We start from the raw sequence: 15,117 nt of genomic DNA, 5'->3' as shown, positions 1-15,117 counted from the left end.
GGAAAGAGGCTTCGAAGCCTTATTCGACGACTTTCGGCACCAGGAAAAAATTGTGGTCGGTGACGGGCGCATTGGCGACGATATCGGCTGCCTTGCTGCCGTCGGTCACCTCATCGGTCCGCTTCTTCATCGCCATCGGGGTAACCGAGGTCATCGCCTCGACGCCGTCGACATTCACTTCGGAGAGTTGCTCGACGAAGCCAAGGATGCCGTTCAGCTCGCCGACCATGCGATTTGCCTCGTCCTCGGAGACGGCAATACGGGCAAGGCGGGCGACGCGCTTCACGGTGGCAAGATCGACGGACATGGCATTCTCCGGATAGGATTTTCCTACCCGCTATAAAGACCATGTCCGCCGTGTGCAACGGGGTTTCGTCAGATCGACAGGCTCTCGGAAGGCTTGATTGCCTTCACATCCGTCGTCGATCCCTCCATGCCGGCAACGAATTTTTCGGCCGTCTGCTCGATGATCGGGAAGGTGCCGTAATGGCAGGGGATCGCGGTCTTGAAGTTGAAATAACGCCGGCAGGCAAGTGCTGCCACCGCGCCGCCCATGGTGAAGCGGTCGCCGACCGGCACGAAGCCGATATCAGGCTGGTGCAATTCGTTGATCAGCGCCATGTCGGAGAAGATGTCGGTGTCGCCCATGGCAAGGATCGAGGCTTCGTCGTCGAAATGCAGCATCAGGCCGTTGGCGTTGCCGAGCGCATGCGAGACGCCGTCCTCGGTGATCTGGGCGGAGGAATGCAGTGCATTGGTGAAGGTCGCCGAGAAGCTGCCGAGCGCGATCGTGCCGCCGGTATTGCCCATCTCTATCTTGTCGACGCCCTTGGAGCCGAGCCAAGCGGCGAGATCGGCATTGGCGAGAACGACGGCGCCGGTTTCCTTGGCGAGCGCCACGGTATCGCCGACATGATCGCCATGCCCATGCGTCAGCAGGATGTGGGTGATGCCTGCGGAAACATCCTTGATATCCTGGCCGGAAAAGGAGGCGTTATAGCTGAGGAATGGGTCGAGCAGGATCTTCGCCTTTGCTGTCTCGATGCGGAAGGCGGAATGGCCGAGCCAGGTGATCTTCATGAAATGTCTCCTTTATTACGTGATGCAAAGCCGGTTTCGATGCCACATCAAAGAATGAGGGCATGATGTCGTCCGAAAACCGCTCACACTTTTCGGCGTCATGCCCTAAGGACATATCTTATGCGGCCGCAAAGAAAAGCGGCGGCGACTTCAATTTGTTTTGACGGGATGAAACGGCGATGACGGTGCTGACAATCGAGGAAATGGCCGACACTCTTGCCCCGCGACAGGCAATTGCCGGCCTCGATCTCGGCACCAAGACGATCGGGCTTTCGATGTCCGATCTCGGACGGCGCTTCGCCACGCCGCGCACGGTGATCCGCCGCGTCAAGTTCACCATCGATGCCCAGGCGCTGCTGGATTTCGCGATAGCGGAAAAGGTCGCAGGCTTTATCATCGGCCTGCCGATGAACATGGATGGATCGGCAGGTCCGCGCGTGCAGGCGACGCGCGCCTTCGTGCGCAATATGGAGCAGAAGACAGCGCTGCCCTTCGTCTACTGGGATGAGCGGCTTTCGACGGTTGCGGCCGAACGGACGCTGCTCGAAATGGACGTTTCGCGCGCCAAGCGGGCCGAACGGATTGATTCGGCCGCGGCAAGCTTCATTCTTCAGGGCGCGCTCGACAGGCTTTCCTTGCTGGCAAGGTCTGATGGAGATGAATTCAGCGCCTGACGTGCCTTCCACCAAGCGATGATCGACTTGCGCTTGCGCAGGCCAAGGATGGCGAAGACGACGAGGCTGTCCACCGCGATCGCGCGGGCAACGAGCGGCGGGATGGTCTCCGGCGGAATGCCGAGCGCCTTGCCATAAAGCTCGAAGGTCAGGTCATGGACCTGCCGCGTGAACATGAAGATGCCGAAACTCATGTCATAATAGGAGAGCCAGTACCATCCGCCCAGAAAGACGATGGGGCCGGCCCAGAAGATCAGAAACCACTTCATGCGGCCTCTCCTCCATGCTTGCGTGCCACGGGCAGATCGAGGGAGACCAACCAGATCGACAATGCCATGATGCAAAGCACCAGCGCGGGAATTGCGATATCCAGCGCCAGGACTGCGAAAAACATCATCGCCGTCATGAGAAACGCGGCTTTAGCGATCTTGGTTCCCATGGGAGTCAACTCGGGGCTTCTACTCATACATCTCTGCTCACAGCCACACTGTCGGCTCAACCAGCCCCACGCAACGTAAACCATTTGTTAAGGTTAACGCGGCGCCCGCCCCCTGTGGATGAGGCAGGTGTCAGCCGTAGACGCCGCGCACGATGCGCTTCAGCGCCGTCGCCGCCTTCTCCCAGTCCTTTGATGTCTTCAGCGACAGGCCGGCGCATTGCCCGCCGGCTGCGGCGGCCAGTACGAGGTGCTGGATCGCCGCGATGACGACGGCGTTGACGGCAGCCGCATCCACGCCCTTCGGTGGCGCCAGCGAGCCGCGCATGCGCTCCAGCCACAGGGCGAGCGCCTTCGAACGCGCCTCGGACAGCCGCCTCACCTGTTCGGTGTTTTCCGAAATCTCCCAGGCGAGGATGCGGCGCATCAGCGGATCGTTTCTCAAGGCGTCGAGGAGGAGAAGCGACAGCCGCTCCATCAGGTCGCCATAGGTGAGCAGAAACATGCCGCCGGCGTCTTCCGGGATGCGATCCTTCACCCATGTGCCGAGATCGGCGCCGATCGCCTCTACCAAGCCGTCGAGGCCGCCGTAATAGCGATAGATCAGCTGCTTGTCGCAACCGGCGCGGCGGGCAACCGCATTGATGCCGAAATTCTGGAAGCCTTCCTCGGCCAGCAGGCCCTTGGCGGCGGCAAGGATTGCGCGCTCGGTGGCCCCGCGATCACGCACGCGCCGTTCCGGCTCTCCACCGACCCCGGGTGAATTTTCAAGATTTACCGCTTCATTCAGCATGACCGACCCTTCCCCGCTGTCACCAATCGGTGAGTAGCGGGGAGGCTTCATGCAATCAATCCTATCTCCTTGGGAAGATTGTGGATATTCCAGCCAGACCGATGATTGTCCGTCGAACGGATGTGGAAAGCTGCACGCTGGGCTGATCGGATCCGTTCAGAAATCTCATCCTGGCGGTTGATCGTGATGGACGAACCCGGCATAGCTGCATTATGAACAAATCTAATAATCTCCGCTAAGGCCCTGCAATGGTGAACTATATCGAAGCCTCTACCGCGCCCCCGAAGAATACGGGCGCCATCCGGCTTTATGACGCTGAAGCATTCGAGGGTATGCGCAGGGCATGCCAGTTGACCGCGCGCTGCCTCGATGCGCTTGCCGACATCGTCAAGCCCGGCCTGCTGACCGATGAGATCGACCGGTTCGTCTTCGATTTCGGCATGGATCACGGCGCCTATCCGGCGACGCTGAATTATCGCGGCTACACCAAATCGACCTGCACCTCGATCAATCACGTCGTCTGCCATGGCATTCCGAACGACAAGCCGCTGCGTGACGGCGATATCGTCAATATCGACGTCACCTTCGTGCTCGACGGCTGGCATGGCGATTCCAGCCGGATGTATCCCGTCGGCGTCGTGAAGCGTGCTGCCGAGCGACTGCTCGAGGTCACCTATGAATCCCTGATGCGCGGCATTGCCGCCGTCAGGCCGGGCGCCCGTACTGGCGCGATCGGCGAGGCGATCCAGACCTATGCAGAGGCCGAGCGCTGTTCGGTGGTGCGCGATTTCTGCGGCCATGGCGTCGGCCGGCTGTTCCACGATTCGCCGAATATCCTGCATTACGGCCGCGCCAACGAGGGGCCGGAGCTGCGCGAGGGCATGATCTTCACCATCGAGCCGATGATCAACCTTGGCCGGCCGCATGTGAAGGTGCTGGCCGACGGCTGGACGGCGGTCACCCGCGACCGCTCGCTGTCGGCGCAGTACGAACATACCGTCGGCGTCACTTCCGATGGCTGCGAGATCTTCACGCTGTCGCCGGGTGGGCTCGACCGCCCCGGTCTGCCATCGCACAACGGGTGACGATTCGATGGCGAAAGGCCCCGTTTCGACATCTTCCGACGACGAGCTGCCTTTCGAGACGCAAGAGCCCATTGCCGCCGACGAACGCTCGTTTTTTGGCGGACGGCCGCAAAAATCGTCCGTGCCAAATGCAAGGACCGCCCTGCCCGCCTCGCTCGCCGTCCCTGAGCATTATCACGGCCATCGCGAGCGGTTGCGCGATCGCTTCCGCGAGCTGGGCGACACCGCGCTTGCCGACTACGAAATCCTCGAGCTGCTGCTTTTTCGCCTGATCCCGCGGCGCGACACCAAGCCGATCGCCAAGGCGCTGATCGAGCGGTTCGGCTCGCTCTCCGGTGTCTTCGGTGCGCCTCAGGCGCTGCTGACCGAGGTAAAGGGCGTCGGCGAGGCCGTGGCGCTCGACCTGAAGCTGATCTCGACTGTCGCCCACCGGACCTTGAAGAGCGAGCTCAGGAGCAAACAGGTCCTGTCCTCGTGGTCTTCGGTCATCCAGTATTGCCATGCCGCCATGGCGCACGAGACCCGCGAACAATTCCGCATTCTCTTCCTCGACAAGCGCAATGTACTGGTCGCCGATGAGGTGCAAGGCCGCGGCACGGTCGACCACACGCCGGTCTATCCGCGCGAGGTGGTGAAATGCGCGCTCGAGCTTTCGGCAACGGCGATGATCCTCGTCCACAACCATCCCTCCGGCGACCCGACACCGTCACGCGCCGACATCGACATGACAAAGGTGATCATCGATGCCGCCAAGGCGCTCGATATCACCGTCCACGACCACGTCATCATCGGCAAGGATGGCCATGTCAGCCTGAAGGGGCTGAAGCTGATCTGAAAGGCACAGGTGCGGCGGAATCGGCGGCCGTAAAACAATCTGTAACATTGACCGGCTAACGATGGACGGGCGACATTTTGCGTTGCAAAATGATTCCTTTCCAATCCGGGGCTTGATGATGCTTCAGTACGATCTCGTTGTGGTGGGCAGCGGTCCCGCAGGGCGCCGCGGCGCGATCCAGGCGGCAAAACTCGGCAAGAAAGTGCTTGTCATCGAGCAGGGCAAACGCGTCGGCGGCGTGTCCGTGCATACCGGCACCATTCCTTCCAAAACACTGCGCGAGACCGCACTCAATCTTTCCGGCTGGCGCGAACGCGGCTTCTATGGCCGGTCTTACCGCGTCAAGGAAGAGATCAGTGCAGATGACCTGCGCCGCCGCCTGCTGATTACGCTCAACCACGAGGTCGAGGTGCTGGAACACCAGTTCGCCCGCAACCGCGTGCAGCATATTCGCGGCAAGGCGAGCTTCATCGATGCGTCGACGCTGCAGGTGATCAAGGATGACGGCGAGACCACGCAGGTCACCGGCGCCAGCGTGCTGCTTGCCGTCGGCACAAAGCCGTTCCGCCCAGATTACATACCCTTCGACGGCAAGACCGTTCTCGACAGCGACGAACTGCTCGACATCCAGGACCTGCCGCGCTCGATGGTCGTCATCGGCGCTGGCGTCATCGGCATCGAATATGCGACGATCTTCAGCGCGCTCGACACCGCCGTCACCGTGATCGACCCGAAGGCGACAATGCTCGACTTCATCGACAAGGAAATCATCGAGGATTTTACCTACCAGCTGCGCGACCGCAACATGAAGCTGCTGCTCGGCCAGAAGGCCGACAAGGTGGAGAGGCTCGAAAACGGCAAAGTCGAACTGACGCTCGACAGTGGCCGGCGCCTGACGACCGACATGGTGCTTTTCGCCGCCGGCCGCATGGGGGCGACTGATGCGCTGAACCTTCAGGCTATCGGCCTCGAAGCCGACAGTCGCGGCCGTCTCAAGGTCAATCCGGAAACCTTCCAGACATCGGTTGCCAACATCTACGCCGCCGGCGACGTCGTCGGCTTTCCGAGCCTTGCCTCGACCTCGATGGAACAGGGCCGCATCGCTGCCCGCGTCGCGGTCGGCGCGGTCGCCAAGGAGCCGCCGAAATATTTCCCCTATGGCATCTATGCCGTGCCGGAGATTTCGACCTGCGGCCTGACCGAAGAGGAGATGAAGGAGCGCGGCATTCCCTATGAATGCGGCATCGCCCGCTTCCGCGAGACGTCGCGCGGTCATATCATGGGCCTCGACACCGGGCTTCTGAAACTGATCTTCTCGCTGAAGACGCGCCGCCTGCTCGGCGTGCATATCGTCGGCGAAGGCGCCACCGAGCTGGTGCATATCGGCCAGGCGGTGCTCAATCTCAAAGGGACCGTCGAATATTTCGTCGAAAACACCTTTAACTACCCGACGCTCGCCGAAGCCTACAAGATCGCTGGGCTCGATGCCTGGAACCGGATGGGCGACATCAAGTCGGAACTCTAAGGTGCGTCGCGTAAACGGCAGAGCTGTCGTCTAAATCCGGCCGCCAAAACGGAGCCGAATGACATTGCGCATCATTTCGCTGAACGCATGGGGCGGCAGGCTGCATGAGGCCCTGATTGCCTACGTTACCGAGGCCGATCCGGATGTGCTGTGCCTGCAGGAGGTGCTGCGGGCGCCGGGTACGGGCTGCGGCTGGTCGGTCTATCGGGACGGCGATGTCGAGTTGCCGCAGCGCTTCAATCTCTTTACCGAAATCAGCACCGCCCTGCCCGGCCACGACGGCTTCTTCTGCCCGACCTCGAAAGGCGAGCTTTTCGATGGCGATACCGTCATTGCCGCCGAATTCGGGCTGGCGACCTTCGTGCGTAAAACGCATTCCGTCATCGCCCAGGGGCTGGATTTCGTGCATGGCCGTTTTTCCGCCGATGGCTGGGGCGAACATCCGCGGCCGCGAAACGCCCATTGCATCCGCCTCTTCAGCCATGAGCACGCTTCTACCGCGACCATCGCCCACATGCATGGCCTGCGCGATCCCGCAGGCAAGGGCGATACCGCAGCGCGCGGAGAACAGGCCGCAGCGCTGGTCGGGCTCATCCAGCGCGTCTGGCCCGGCAATGAAAGGCTCGTCGTCTGCGGCGATTTCAACGTGCTGCCCGACAGCGCGACCTTTGCGATTCTCGCCAGACTCGGACTTTCGGATCTCGTCACCGGAAACGGTCTTGTAGACACGCGAACCTCCTACTATCTGAAGCAGGGCCGCTTTGCCGACTACATGCTGGTGACCCCAGGGGTGAAGGTTGCCAAATTCGAGGTGGTCAAGGCGCCCGAAGTCTCCGACCATCGCGCATTGCTGCTCGATATCGGGTAGTATATTGAGGAATGATACACTTCGCGAAGCGTTTGCGCGCCTTGCCGTTTTTTGCGCCTTAGTTTGAACCCTCATAAATGGCATTGATACGCCGTGCCTGCCATATGCCTTCAACGCCATTTTGCCCTCGGGCAAAAGCTTCTAAAGAAAGATAGATACTCTTGTCCCATGTCTTAGAAGCTGCGCGCCGACGTTTTCAGCTGATCCTGATCAAGCCGTCGCACTATGACGATGACGGCTACGTCATCCGCTGGTGGCGGGCGATGATCCCCTCCAATTCGCTTGCGGCTCTTTATGGCATCGCCGCCGAATGCGCGGAGCGCAAGGTGCTCGGAGACGATACGGCGATCGACATCACCGTCATCGACGAGACCAATACGCGGATTGATGTCGCCGGACTGATGGCGCAGTTCAAGCGTCACGACAATTTCGGCATGATCGCGCTCGTCGGCGTCCAGACCAACCAATATCCGCGCGCCCTCGATATCGCCCGGCCGTTCCGAGATGCCGGCCTGCCGGTTTCGATCGGCGGCTTTCATGTTTCCGGCTGCCTGTCGATGCTGGATGGCCAGGCGGTCGGGCTCGACGCCTGCCGCGACATGGGCATCTCGATGTTTGCCGGCGAGGCCGAGGGCCGGCTCGACATGGTGCTGCGCGATGCCGCGGCCGGCGAACTGAAGCCGCTCTACAATTTCATGAACGACCTTCCCGGCATCGGCGGCACGCCGGTTCCCTTCCTGCCGAAGGACAATATCCAGCGCACGCTCGGGCTCAGCACCAGCTTCGATGCCGGGCGCGGCTGCCCCTATCAGTGCTCGTTCTGCACCATCATCAATGTGCAGGGACGCAAGTCGCGCTTCCGTTCGGCCGACGATGTCGAAAAGCTGGTGCGGATGAACTGGGCGCAGGGCATCCACAAATTCTTCATCACCGACGACAATTTCGCCCGCAACAAGGATTGGGAAGCGATCTTCGACCGGCTGATCGAGCTCAAGGAGCGGGACGGCATTCCGCTCGGCCTGATGATCCAGGTCGACACGCTCTGCCACAAGATCCCTAACTTCATCGAGAAATCCAGGCGCGCCGGTGTCACCCGCGTCTTCATCGGCCTCGAAAACGTCAATCCGGACAATCTGACCGCCGCCAAGAAGAACCAGAACAAGATCACCGAATACCGCAAGATGCTGCTCGCCTGGAAGGCACAGGGTATCATGACGCTTGCCGGTTATATCTTGGGCTTCCCGGCTGATACGCCGGAATCGATCCGCCGCGACATCGCGATCATCCAGGAAGAGCTGCCGCTCGACGTCATCGAATTCTTCATCCTGACGCCGCTGCCCGGTTCCGAGGACCATCAGGTCCTGTGGAAGAAGGGCATCGAAATGGATGCCGATCTCAATATCTACGATGTCGAGCACGTCTGCACCGCGCATCCCAAAATGAGCAAGCAGGAATGGGAAGACATCTACCACGAGGCCTGGTCGCTCTATTATTCGCGCGATCATATGAAGACGCTGCTGCGCCGCGCCGTGGCGACCGGGGTACCGCTCGCAAGGCTCGTCAAGGTTCTCGTCTCCTTCGCGACCACCGTGCCGCTGGAAAACGTGCATCCGCTGCAAAGCGGCCTGCTGCGCCTGAAGACGCCGGGAGAGCGGCGCCCGGACCTGCCGCGCGAGAATCCGCTGGTCTTCTGGCCGCGTTTTGCCTGGGAAACCTTCAGAAAACATGCTTCGCTCGCCGGCACGATCATTGGCCTGACGATTTCGGCATTCCTGATTTCAAGGGATGCGAAGTCGAAGACCTATATGGATCAGGCCCTGACGCCTGTTGCCGACGACGAAGAGGAAACGCTCCACCTCTTCACACAGACCGCCGGCGGTGCCGCAGCCGTCAGCCATGTCAGGAAAGTCGCGCAATTGACCGCGCATTGAGCGGCAATTCTTGCAACGGCGGCTGACGCCCGAAAACATGGGCGGCATCAAACTCTAAGCCAATGCATGTCGCTAAAGCGCGTCGCATGAATCAAGTTTGACAACGCGCTTTGAACGCTCCGACTTTGGTGGCCGTTTAAGCGACTTGGATCATCTTGGTCGTCTCGGCCACTTGCAGCGTGTCGACGAATTCGACGATCTTGACCGGTTTCCCATCTCGGAAATGGATCTTGTCGACGAATTCCGTATGGAAGCTCACGCCCGATGGGATGTGCCTGACCTCGCCTTCGCGGTGGGCAAAGACCATATGCTCATCTTCGTCCACATAGATGCCGGCTGTCCTGATATTCGATAGATCCCACACTGTGATAAGCTGCGTTATCGCTTGGCGAAAAGCATGCCCGCTTGATTCAGTCGAAAAAGGCGCCATCCGTGTACTGCCGACCATGCGAAATGTGCAATCCTCGCCGATCAGCGCCAGCGTAGCTTCGACATCGCCGCGGTCACGCACAGCATAGATTTCTTCGACGAGCTTCTTCATGTCATACTTTGCAGTCATTTTCAGGTCCCTCCACCATCAGCGAAATTTGCATCTAATTATACTTTAATGCAACTATTTGTTGTTCCGAACGAATAGGCACAATGGAGTAGGCGGCGAGAATGAACTGCCCCGGATAATAGAAAAAGGCCCCGCACGATGGCGAGGCCTTCCAAACTTCTGAACTGAAAAGCGATTATTCGGCGCTTTCGTCAGCCGCCTTCTTCTTCGGAGCAGCCTTCTTCTTCGGTGCGGCTTCTTCGCCTTCACCGGCGTCAGCTGCTTCGGCCTTGGCGGCAGCCTTCTTCTTCGGCGCGGCCTTCTTGGTCTCGGCCTTGGCCTCGCCTTCTTCCTCGGCGAGCAGCTCTTCCTTCGTCACCTTCTTGTCGGTGACGTCGATTTCGGTCAGCAGATGATCGATGACCTTCTCTTCGAAGATCGGTGCACGGATCGAAGCGGCGGCACCCGGCTGGCTGCGGAAGAATTCCAGGATCTGCTTTTCCTGGCCCGGATACTGGCGCAGCTGATCGTAAATGGCGCGCTGCATCTCGTCTTCGCTGACCTCGACGCCGGCCTTTTCGCCGATTTCGGAGAGTACGAGGCCAAGGCGAACGCGGCGCTCGGCGAGCGTCTTGTATTCCTCGCGAGCCTTCTCCTCGGTCGTGTCTTCGTCCTCGAAGGTCTTGCCGGACTGGGCGAGGTCGTTGTTCACCTGGCTCCAGATGCCGTTATATTCGGCGTCGACGAGCGAGTTCGGGGTCTCGAACTTGTACATTTCGTCGAGCTGGTCGAGGATCTGACGCTTCAGCTTCTGGCGGGTCAGCGAGCCGTACTGTGATTCGATCTGGCCACGGACGATTTCCTTCAGGCGATCGGCGGATTCGATGCCGAGCTTGGAGGCGAGTTCGTCGTTGATCTCGACATCGGCAGGTGCTGCGACTTCCTTGACTGACACGTCGAAGGTCGCTTCCTTGCCGGCGAGGTTTTTGGCCGGGTAGTCGGCCGGGAAGGTCACGGTGATGGTCTTCTCAACGCCGGCCTTGACGCCAACGAGCTGGTCTTCGAAGCCCGGAATGAAGCGGCCGGAGCCGAGCACCAGTTCGGCGCCCTGGTCGGTACCACCTTCGAAGGCTTCGCCGTCAACCTTGCCGACGTAATCCATGGTGATGCGGTCGCCGTTCGCGGCCTTGCCGGTCTTGGTCTCGTAGGCGCGGGCGCTTTCGGCGACCTTCAGGACCTGCTCGTTGACTTCGTCGTCCGAGATGTCGATGACTTCGCGCGTGACCTTGATGCCCTTGACCGACTTCAGTTCGATCGGCGGCAGCACTTCATAGGAGAGCGTGAATTCGAAATCCTGCTCGGCGGCGAGGATCTTGTCGGCTTCGTCCTTGTCTTCCGTCATGGCGATTTCCGGCTGCGTGGCCGACTTCTCGCCGCGGCTGGACAGGATGGCGGCCGGCTGCTCGCGAACGATCTCGTTGACGAGATCGGCCATGATCGACTTGCCGTAAACCTTCTTCAGGTGAGCAGCGGGTACCTTGCCCGGACGGAAGCCGTTGATGCGAACCTTGTCCTTCACATCGGCAAGACGCTCATTCATCTTGTCTTGCATGTCCTTGGCCGGGATTACGACCTTGATTTCGCGCTTCAGCCCTTCAGCGAGCGTTTCGATAACCTGCATGTCTTCCTACCTTCATTTCGTGGCGGCCGTGCCCAGACGCCGTTCGTTTCGATGAGCACGACGCCGGCGATCCTGCCGCGCGTGGCTTTTCCCAATTCCTGTATCATTCCACCCAAAGGGGAACGGCACTCGCGGGCTATTCGGGACAACTCTCGGCTGCCCTAAGCCAACCGATTTCAGTCTCCCGCCTGCAAACAGCTTGGTGCGGGTAGAGAGACTTGAACTCCCACGCCTTGCGGCACCAGAACCTAAATCTGGCGTGTCTACCAATTTCACCATACCCGCGTTCACAAAACCGCATGCCTATGCCTGCGCATGAGGCCTTCCGGAGCGCGGCGTCTCTATATCACCCGATTTGGTCGAGGCAAAGGAAAAATGAACGGCAAATGACAGGGGACTTGCGGCCCTGGAGCCGCCCTCCTCCGAAGTGCCGTCGGATCAGTAAAGCGGCTCGTCGTAAACCGGCTTGCCGTCAACGAGAAGGCTGCGGATTTGCGCGCTTCCCGCCGCCGAGACACGCACTGATATTGCGACATTGCCGTCGTTGCGGACCTCCTCGATCGGCTTGCCCTTGCCTTCAGGAACGTAGTAGCGCTCGATGCCGTATTCGACACGCATGCTGTCGCCGGCGGCAAGTCCGCCGCTATAAAATGGCAGGCTGCGCAGGATCACCGTCTCCGGCTGCGGAGGCAGCTCGTGGAAGGACGATTCGGTGACGGTCCAGAAACCGTCCTCCTGCTTCTTCAACCGGACCCATAGCACCCGTTCGCCGGCCTCGGCCGGAATCCCGCCGGAAACCGTCTGAACCGGCACTGAGGAAATGTCGTAGTTCAAGACGACATAATCGCCGCGCAAGAAATCGCGCGGATCGACGGGCGCCGTCTTCAGCAGTACCTCGGCGCCGTCGCTGAGGATGGACGCCCGGCTCTGGATGATCGTGCCGAGGATAAGGGTCTGCAGACCGGCGACGATGATGGCCGAAAGCAGATAGCCCTTACCGGATTGCAGCCTTGCCATGAACGAGCTCATGCGCGTTCCCCCTGGGCATTCGCCGAAAACCGCCGTTCGAGACGGATGACCATCCAGGCGACCAGCGCGACCACGAGACCGGAGAAGAGGAAGAGGCTCGACGTACCAAGGATCGAGCCGACGGTGACGGAGGCGAGATAGAGCATTTCCGCGGCGAAGGTCGTATAGGCGAGATATCGCACCGCGCCGTTATCTCTGCCGTGCAGGGCGATCGCCAGCACGGAAGCGGCAAGCGTCGCCACTCCGAGCACCACCAGCCGCCAGCCATCCTCGATCTCGATATGCAGCAGCAGGAAGCCGATCGCGGCGACAAGGAAGCTGTAGAAGGCCGGCGCCGCACCGGCGCTCCTGACCAAGGAGGCAATACGCGGGAGCGGCACCGCCGTCAGGACAAAGGCCGCCATTCCGCCGATCGCGAAGGCGAGCGCCACGGCGATCTCCTCATAAAGAGTGTAGAGCCAGGCGAGCCAGCCGATCAGCAGCAGATAGGCCAGATGGCGGGCCCGCTCGGCGCCGGTATACCGCACCAGCCCGATGACGATCACCGCCATGAGAGGTGCCATCCAGGGATCGAACCCTATCCAATGCGTGTCGTTGTTCTCAAGATAAACAGCAAACGACGCCCAGGAGAGGAAGCCCGCGACGACCGCCACGGCGCCCGAACGGAACAGAATCGCCGAGATCGTCGCGATCGCGAACCAGAGATACATCACCGTCTGCTCGTCGCCGGAGAGGTGATACATCTGCCCGACCAGCGAGATGGCGCCGCCGAAACTCATCGCGCCGATGACCAGCAAGCCACCTGCGGCCGCTGTCGCGCCGTGGGCAAGCATCCGGGCAGCGGCGATATGCACCAACCAGATCAGGGCAAGGATGCCGCCGACGCGGACAAGGCGCGGGATAGCTTCCCAGTTGGAGGCGACGACCAGCAGGATGGCAGCGGCAAGCAGCACCGCCGCCAGCGCCATCAGCACCCTGCCGAGGCTGAAGCTTGCCGGGCGGCTGTCATATTCGGCGAGAAGCGCACCTGCCGTTTCCTGCGCGAGCAGGCCCTTGCCCACCCAGAGCGAGAGATCCCGCTCCAATCTGCCGCGATACATGCTCAACCCCTTGATTTCCGCAACGTCGACTGCGGCGCTGCGGCTCACGCCGTTATAGACGCAGCACGGGTGTTCGCAAACGCTGTTGCGATAAATATACAAGTTCCTCATTGGTCTAAATAGTATCGAGTGTTAACCGGCCGCTAACGTCATAAGCGCTAATATAAGCCTATGGACGGAGAGGCATGCGATCCTTGCATGTCCCCCATGAATTTATTGCACTGCACAATACTCATTAGTCATACTATTGATTAGGACATCGAAGCGCGGGGATGGCGCCCCGGCCCGGCTCCAGTCGGATGCCCGCGGATGCTTTGTCCGTGACGAGATTCGCAGCCGCGCACTCCTCCTCCCAGCGCGCTGCGATAGACTGGCAACACTCCTCCTCCCAGTTGTCAGTCACCATAACACGCCCGCCGGATCCTCCCCCGGCGGGCGTTTTTGCTTAGCCAAAGCTGTATTAAAGCATTGGCGGCTTGAGGGTTTTCGTCGGATGGCGCCGTCATGCCACATTGTCGTCACGCCGCCCCACCAACTCTGCGAAGGGATGGGCGACATCCATCCGAAGCGGAACGCCTCTTTGTAGCGGAAGGACGGGCGGAACTAGCGGAGGGAGCAGCGCTTTCCGCTGTGGCACCCCATTCGCCCCTCCAATTTGAACTGCTTTCCTAAAGGTCATTCTGCCTATTCGTTGACCAAAAAGCGGTAAGTCTGCGTCAAATACCCTCTGAGCAATGCATGCTTTGCATGGGTGATCTGAAAACTTGGCTGTTTTAGTCTTTCGCGCCGCAACATATATTCTGGTCATCAAATAGAGGTCAGCGCCGATCGGTGGCTGCTGGCAGATGAAACCCTCGGAAAGGGGCTTAACATGAACTTCTCTCGCTCTTTCAATAACTGGCGCAAGTATCGTCAGACCGTCACGGAACTCGGCCGCATGACCAACCGCGAATTGCACGATCTCGGCATCGACCGTTCGGACATCCATCGCGTTGCCCGTGAGGCTTCTGCCCGCTAATTCAAGGCGATCGCTGCTCCTCCCAAGCACGATTGTTCTCGATCGAAACGCCCGCTGTACCCACAGCGGGCGTTTTCTTTTATCTGCACATGGTGGGCGCGGCGGCTGCAGGTTTTTCCGCTTGATTAGCCCGCTCAAAAAATATTCATCGCCTAATTGTCGAGCATCACATTGCACAATTGCATGGCAGACGCCTTTTATTTGCACTGCACAATAGGACGGTTCTCGCCTATATAAACATCAACCGCAGAGAGATAGCGATCCCGCCGTCCCGCGGACATAGGAAGAAGACAATGAACCCGATCCGCATTGCAAAAAGCTGGCTCAGCTACCGTCGTACGCTCAACGAACTCGGCGGCCTTTCCAACCAGACCCTGTCCGATATCGGCGTTAGCCGCTACGACATCCGCAATATTGCATCCCGCTCGTTCCGCTAATAGCGAGTACGATGCTTCCAAGACGGCGCCACGAAGGCGCCGTTTTTGATTCCGGGGTGCTGGGCCACGAAGGCGCCGTTTTTGATT

The 15,117-nt window shown here is 60.0% G+C and carries 17 protein-coding genes and 1 tRNA gene; 8 read left to right on the top strand and 10 right to left on the bottom strand.

Annotation, left to right across the window (positions count from 1 at the left end; translation table 11 throughout):
- Window positions 1-19 precede the first annotated feature (19 nt).
- Window positions 20-307, bottom strand: a complete 288-nt coding sequence (gene gatC, locus ELH03_RS08290; protein WP_003558942.1) for an Asp-tRNA(Asn)/Glu-tRNA(Gln) amidotransferase subunit GatC — start codon at window positions 305-307, stop codon at window positions 20-22.
- Between the two features lie 68 nt (window positions 308-375).
- Entirely contained in the window at window positions 376-1,080 is a 705-nt protein-coding gene (locus ELH03_RS08285; RefSeq protein ID WP_128404788.1) for a metal-dependent hydrolase, read from the bottom strand.
- 179 nt (window positions 1,081-1,259) lie between these two features.
- Between ELH03_RS08285 and ruvX the strand changes: the two genes are divergently transcribed.
- On the top strand, window positions 1,260-1,754 hold the full coding sequence (gene ruvX, locus ELH03_RS08275; RefSeq protein ID WP_128410303.1) for a Holliday junction resolvase RuvX: 495 nt from the start codon (window positions 1,260-1,262) through the stop codon (window positions 1,752-1,754).
- On the opposite strand, the gene ELH03_RS08270 is transcribed toward ruvX, so the two are convergent.
- From ELH03_RS08270 to ELH03_RS08265, 3 genes are all read right to left on the bottom strand, one after another.
- The gene (locus ELH03_RS08270) at window positions 1,691-2,023 is read right to left on the bottom strand and encodes a DUF6105 family protein (protein WP_018445606.1); all 333 of its coding nucleotides are present in this window, start codon (window positions 2,021-2,023) and stop codon (window positions 1,691-1,693) included. The two genes, ruvX and ELH03_RS08270, sit on opposite strands and share 64 nt — an antisense overlap.
- A complete protein-coding gene (locus tag ELH03_RS37335; RefSeq protein ID WP_164902173.1) occupies window positions 2,020-2,193 on the bottom strand; it encodes a hypothetical protein in 174 nt (57 codons plus the stop codon). The genes ELH03_RS08270 and ELH03_RS37335 overlap by 4 nt, the downstream gene beginning before the upstream one ends.
- A gap of 130 nt (window positions 2,194-2,323) precedes the next feature.
- Window positions 2,324-2,983, bottom strand: a complete 660-nt coding sequence (locus ELH03_RS08265; protein ID WP_128404784.1) for a TetR/AcrR family transcriptional regulator — start codon at window positions 2,981-2,983, stop codon at window positions 2,324-2,326.
- A gap of 248 nt (window positions 2,984-3,231) precedes the next feature.
- On the opposite strand from ELH03_RS08265, the gene map reads away from it, so the two are divergent.
- The 5 genes from map to ELH03_RS08240 all read left to right on the top strand — a co-directional run bounded on the left by map (window position 3,232) and on the right by ELH03_RS08240 (window position 9,227).
- Window positions 3,232-4,068, top strand: a complete 837-nt coding sequence (map, locus tag ELH03_RS08260; protein ID WP_012757260.1) for a type I methionyl aminopeptidase — start codon at window positions 3,232-3,234, stop codon at window positions 4,066-4,068.
- Window positions 4,069-4,075: 7 nt separating this feature from the next.
- Window positions 4,076-4,903, top strand: coding sequence for a RadC family protein (gene radC, locus ELH03_RS08255; protein ID WP_130766220.1), 828 nt, complete (start codon window positions 4,076-4,078; stop codon window positions 4,901-4,903).
- Window positions 4,904-5,021: 118 nt separating this feature from the next.
- Entirely contained in the window at window positions 5,022-6,428 is a 1,407-nt protein-coding gene (gene sthA, locus ELH03_RS08250; RefSeq protein ID WP_128402529.1) for a Si-specific NAD(P)(+) transhydrogenase, read from the top strand.
- A gap of 58 nt (window positions 6,429-6,486) precedes the next feature.
- On the top strand, window positions 6,487-7,296 hold the full coding sequence (locus ELH03_RS08245) for an endonuclease/exonuclease/phosphatase family protein (protein ID WP_197729988.1): 810 nt from the start codon (window positions 6,487-6,489) through the stop codon (window positions 7,294-7,296).
- A 161-nt stretch (window positions 7,297-7,457) separates the two neighbouring features.
- Window positions 7,458-9,227, top strand: a complete 1,770-nt coding sequence (locus ELH03_RS08240) for a B12-binding domain-containing radical SAM protein (protein WP_130766219.1) — start codon at window positions 7,458-7,460, stop codon at window positions 9,225-9,227.
- Window positions 9,228-9,363: 136 nt separating this feature from the next.
- On the opposite strand, the gene ELH03_RS08235 is transcribed toward ELH03_RS08240, so the two are convergent.
- The 5 genes from ELH03_RS08235 to ELH03_RS08215 form a co-directional block, all read right to left on the bottom strand.
- Window positions 9,364-9,786: a nuclear transport factor 2 family protein gene (locus tag ELH03_RS08235; RefSeq protein ID WP_105005831.1), complete on the bottom strand. Its 423-nt coding sequence runs from the start codon at window positions 9,784-9,786 to the stop codon at window positions 9,364-9,366.
- A gap of 175 nt (window positions 9,787-9,961) precedes the next feature.
- A complete protein-coding gene (tig, locus tag ELH03_RS08230) occupies window positions 9,962-11,446 on the bottom strand; it encodes a trigger factor (RefSeq protein ID WP_018241811.1) in 1,485 nt (494 codons plus the stop codon).
- A gap of 200 nt (window positions 11,447-11,646) precedes the next feature.
- Window positions 11,647-11,731: transfer RNA gene (locus ELH03_RS08225), tRNA-Leu, on the bottom strand.
- 153 nt (window positions 11,732-11,884) lie between these two features.
- Window positions 11,885-12,475 (bottom strand): GDYXXLXY domain-containing protein, encoded by a 591-nt coding sequence (locus tag ELH03_RS08220; protein ID WP_128402532.1) that lies wholly within the window; start codon window positions 12,473-12,475, stop codon window positions 11,885-11,887.
- Entirely contained in the window at window positions 12,472-13,575 is a 1,104-nt protein-coding gene (locus ELH03_RS08215) for a DUF2157 domain-containing protein (RefSeq protein WP_128402533.1), read from the bottom strand. Before ELH03_RS08215 ends, ELH03_RS08220 begins: the two co-directional genes overlap by 4 nt.
- A gap of 871 nt (window positions 13,576-14,446) precedes the next feature.
- Between ELH03_RS08215 and ELH03_RS08210 the strand changes: the two genes are divergently transcribed.
- Complete coding sequence (locus ELH03_RS08210; RefSeq protein WP_003558908.1) at window positions 14,447-14,593, top strand: DUF1127 domain-containing protein; 147 nt, start codon at window positions 14,447-14,449, stop codon at window positions 14,591-14,593.
- A 293-nt stretch (window positions 14,594-14,886) separates the two neighbouring features.
- Window positions 14,887-15,030: a DUF1127 domain-containing protein gene (locus ELH03_RS08205; protein ID WP_003573524.1), complete on the top strand. Its 144-nt coding sequence runs from the start codon at window positions 14,887-14,889 to the stop codon at window positions 15,028-15,030.
- The last annotated feature ends 87 nt before the right edge of the window (window positions 15,031-15,117 follow it).

Source organism: Rhizobium beringeri (assembly GCF_004306515.1).
GTDB lineage: Bacteria > Pseudomonadota > Alphaproteobacteria > Rhizobiales > Rhizobiaceae > Rhizobium > Rhizobium beringeri.
This window is presented reverse-complemented; position numbering and strand designations above follow the sequence as displayed.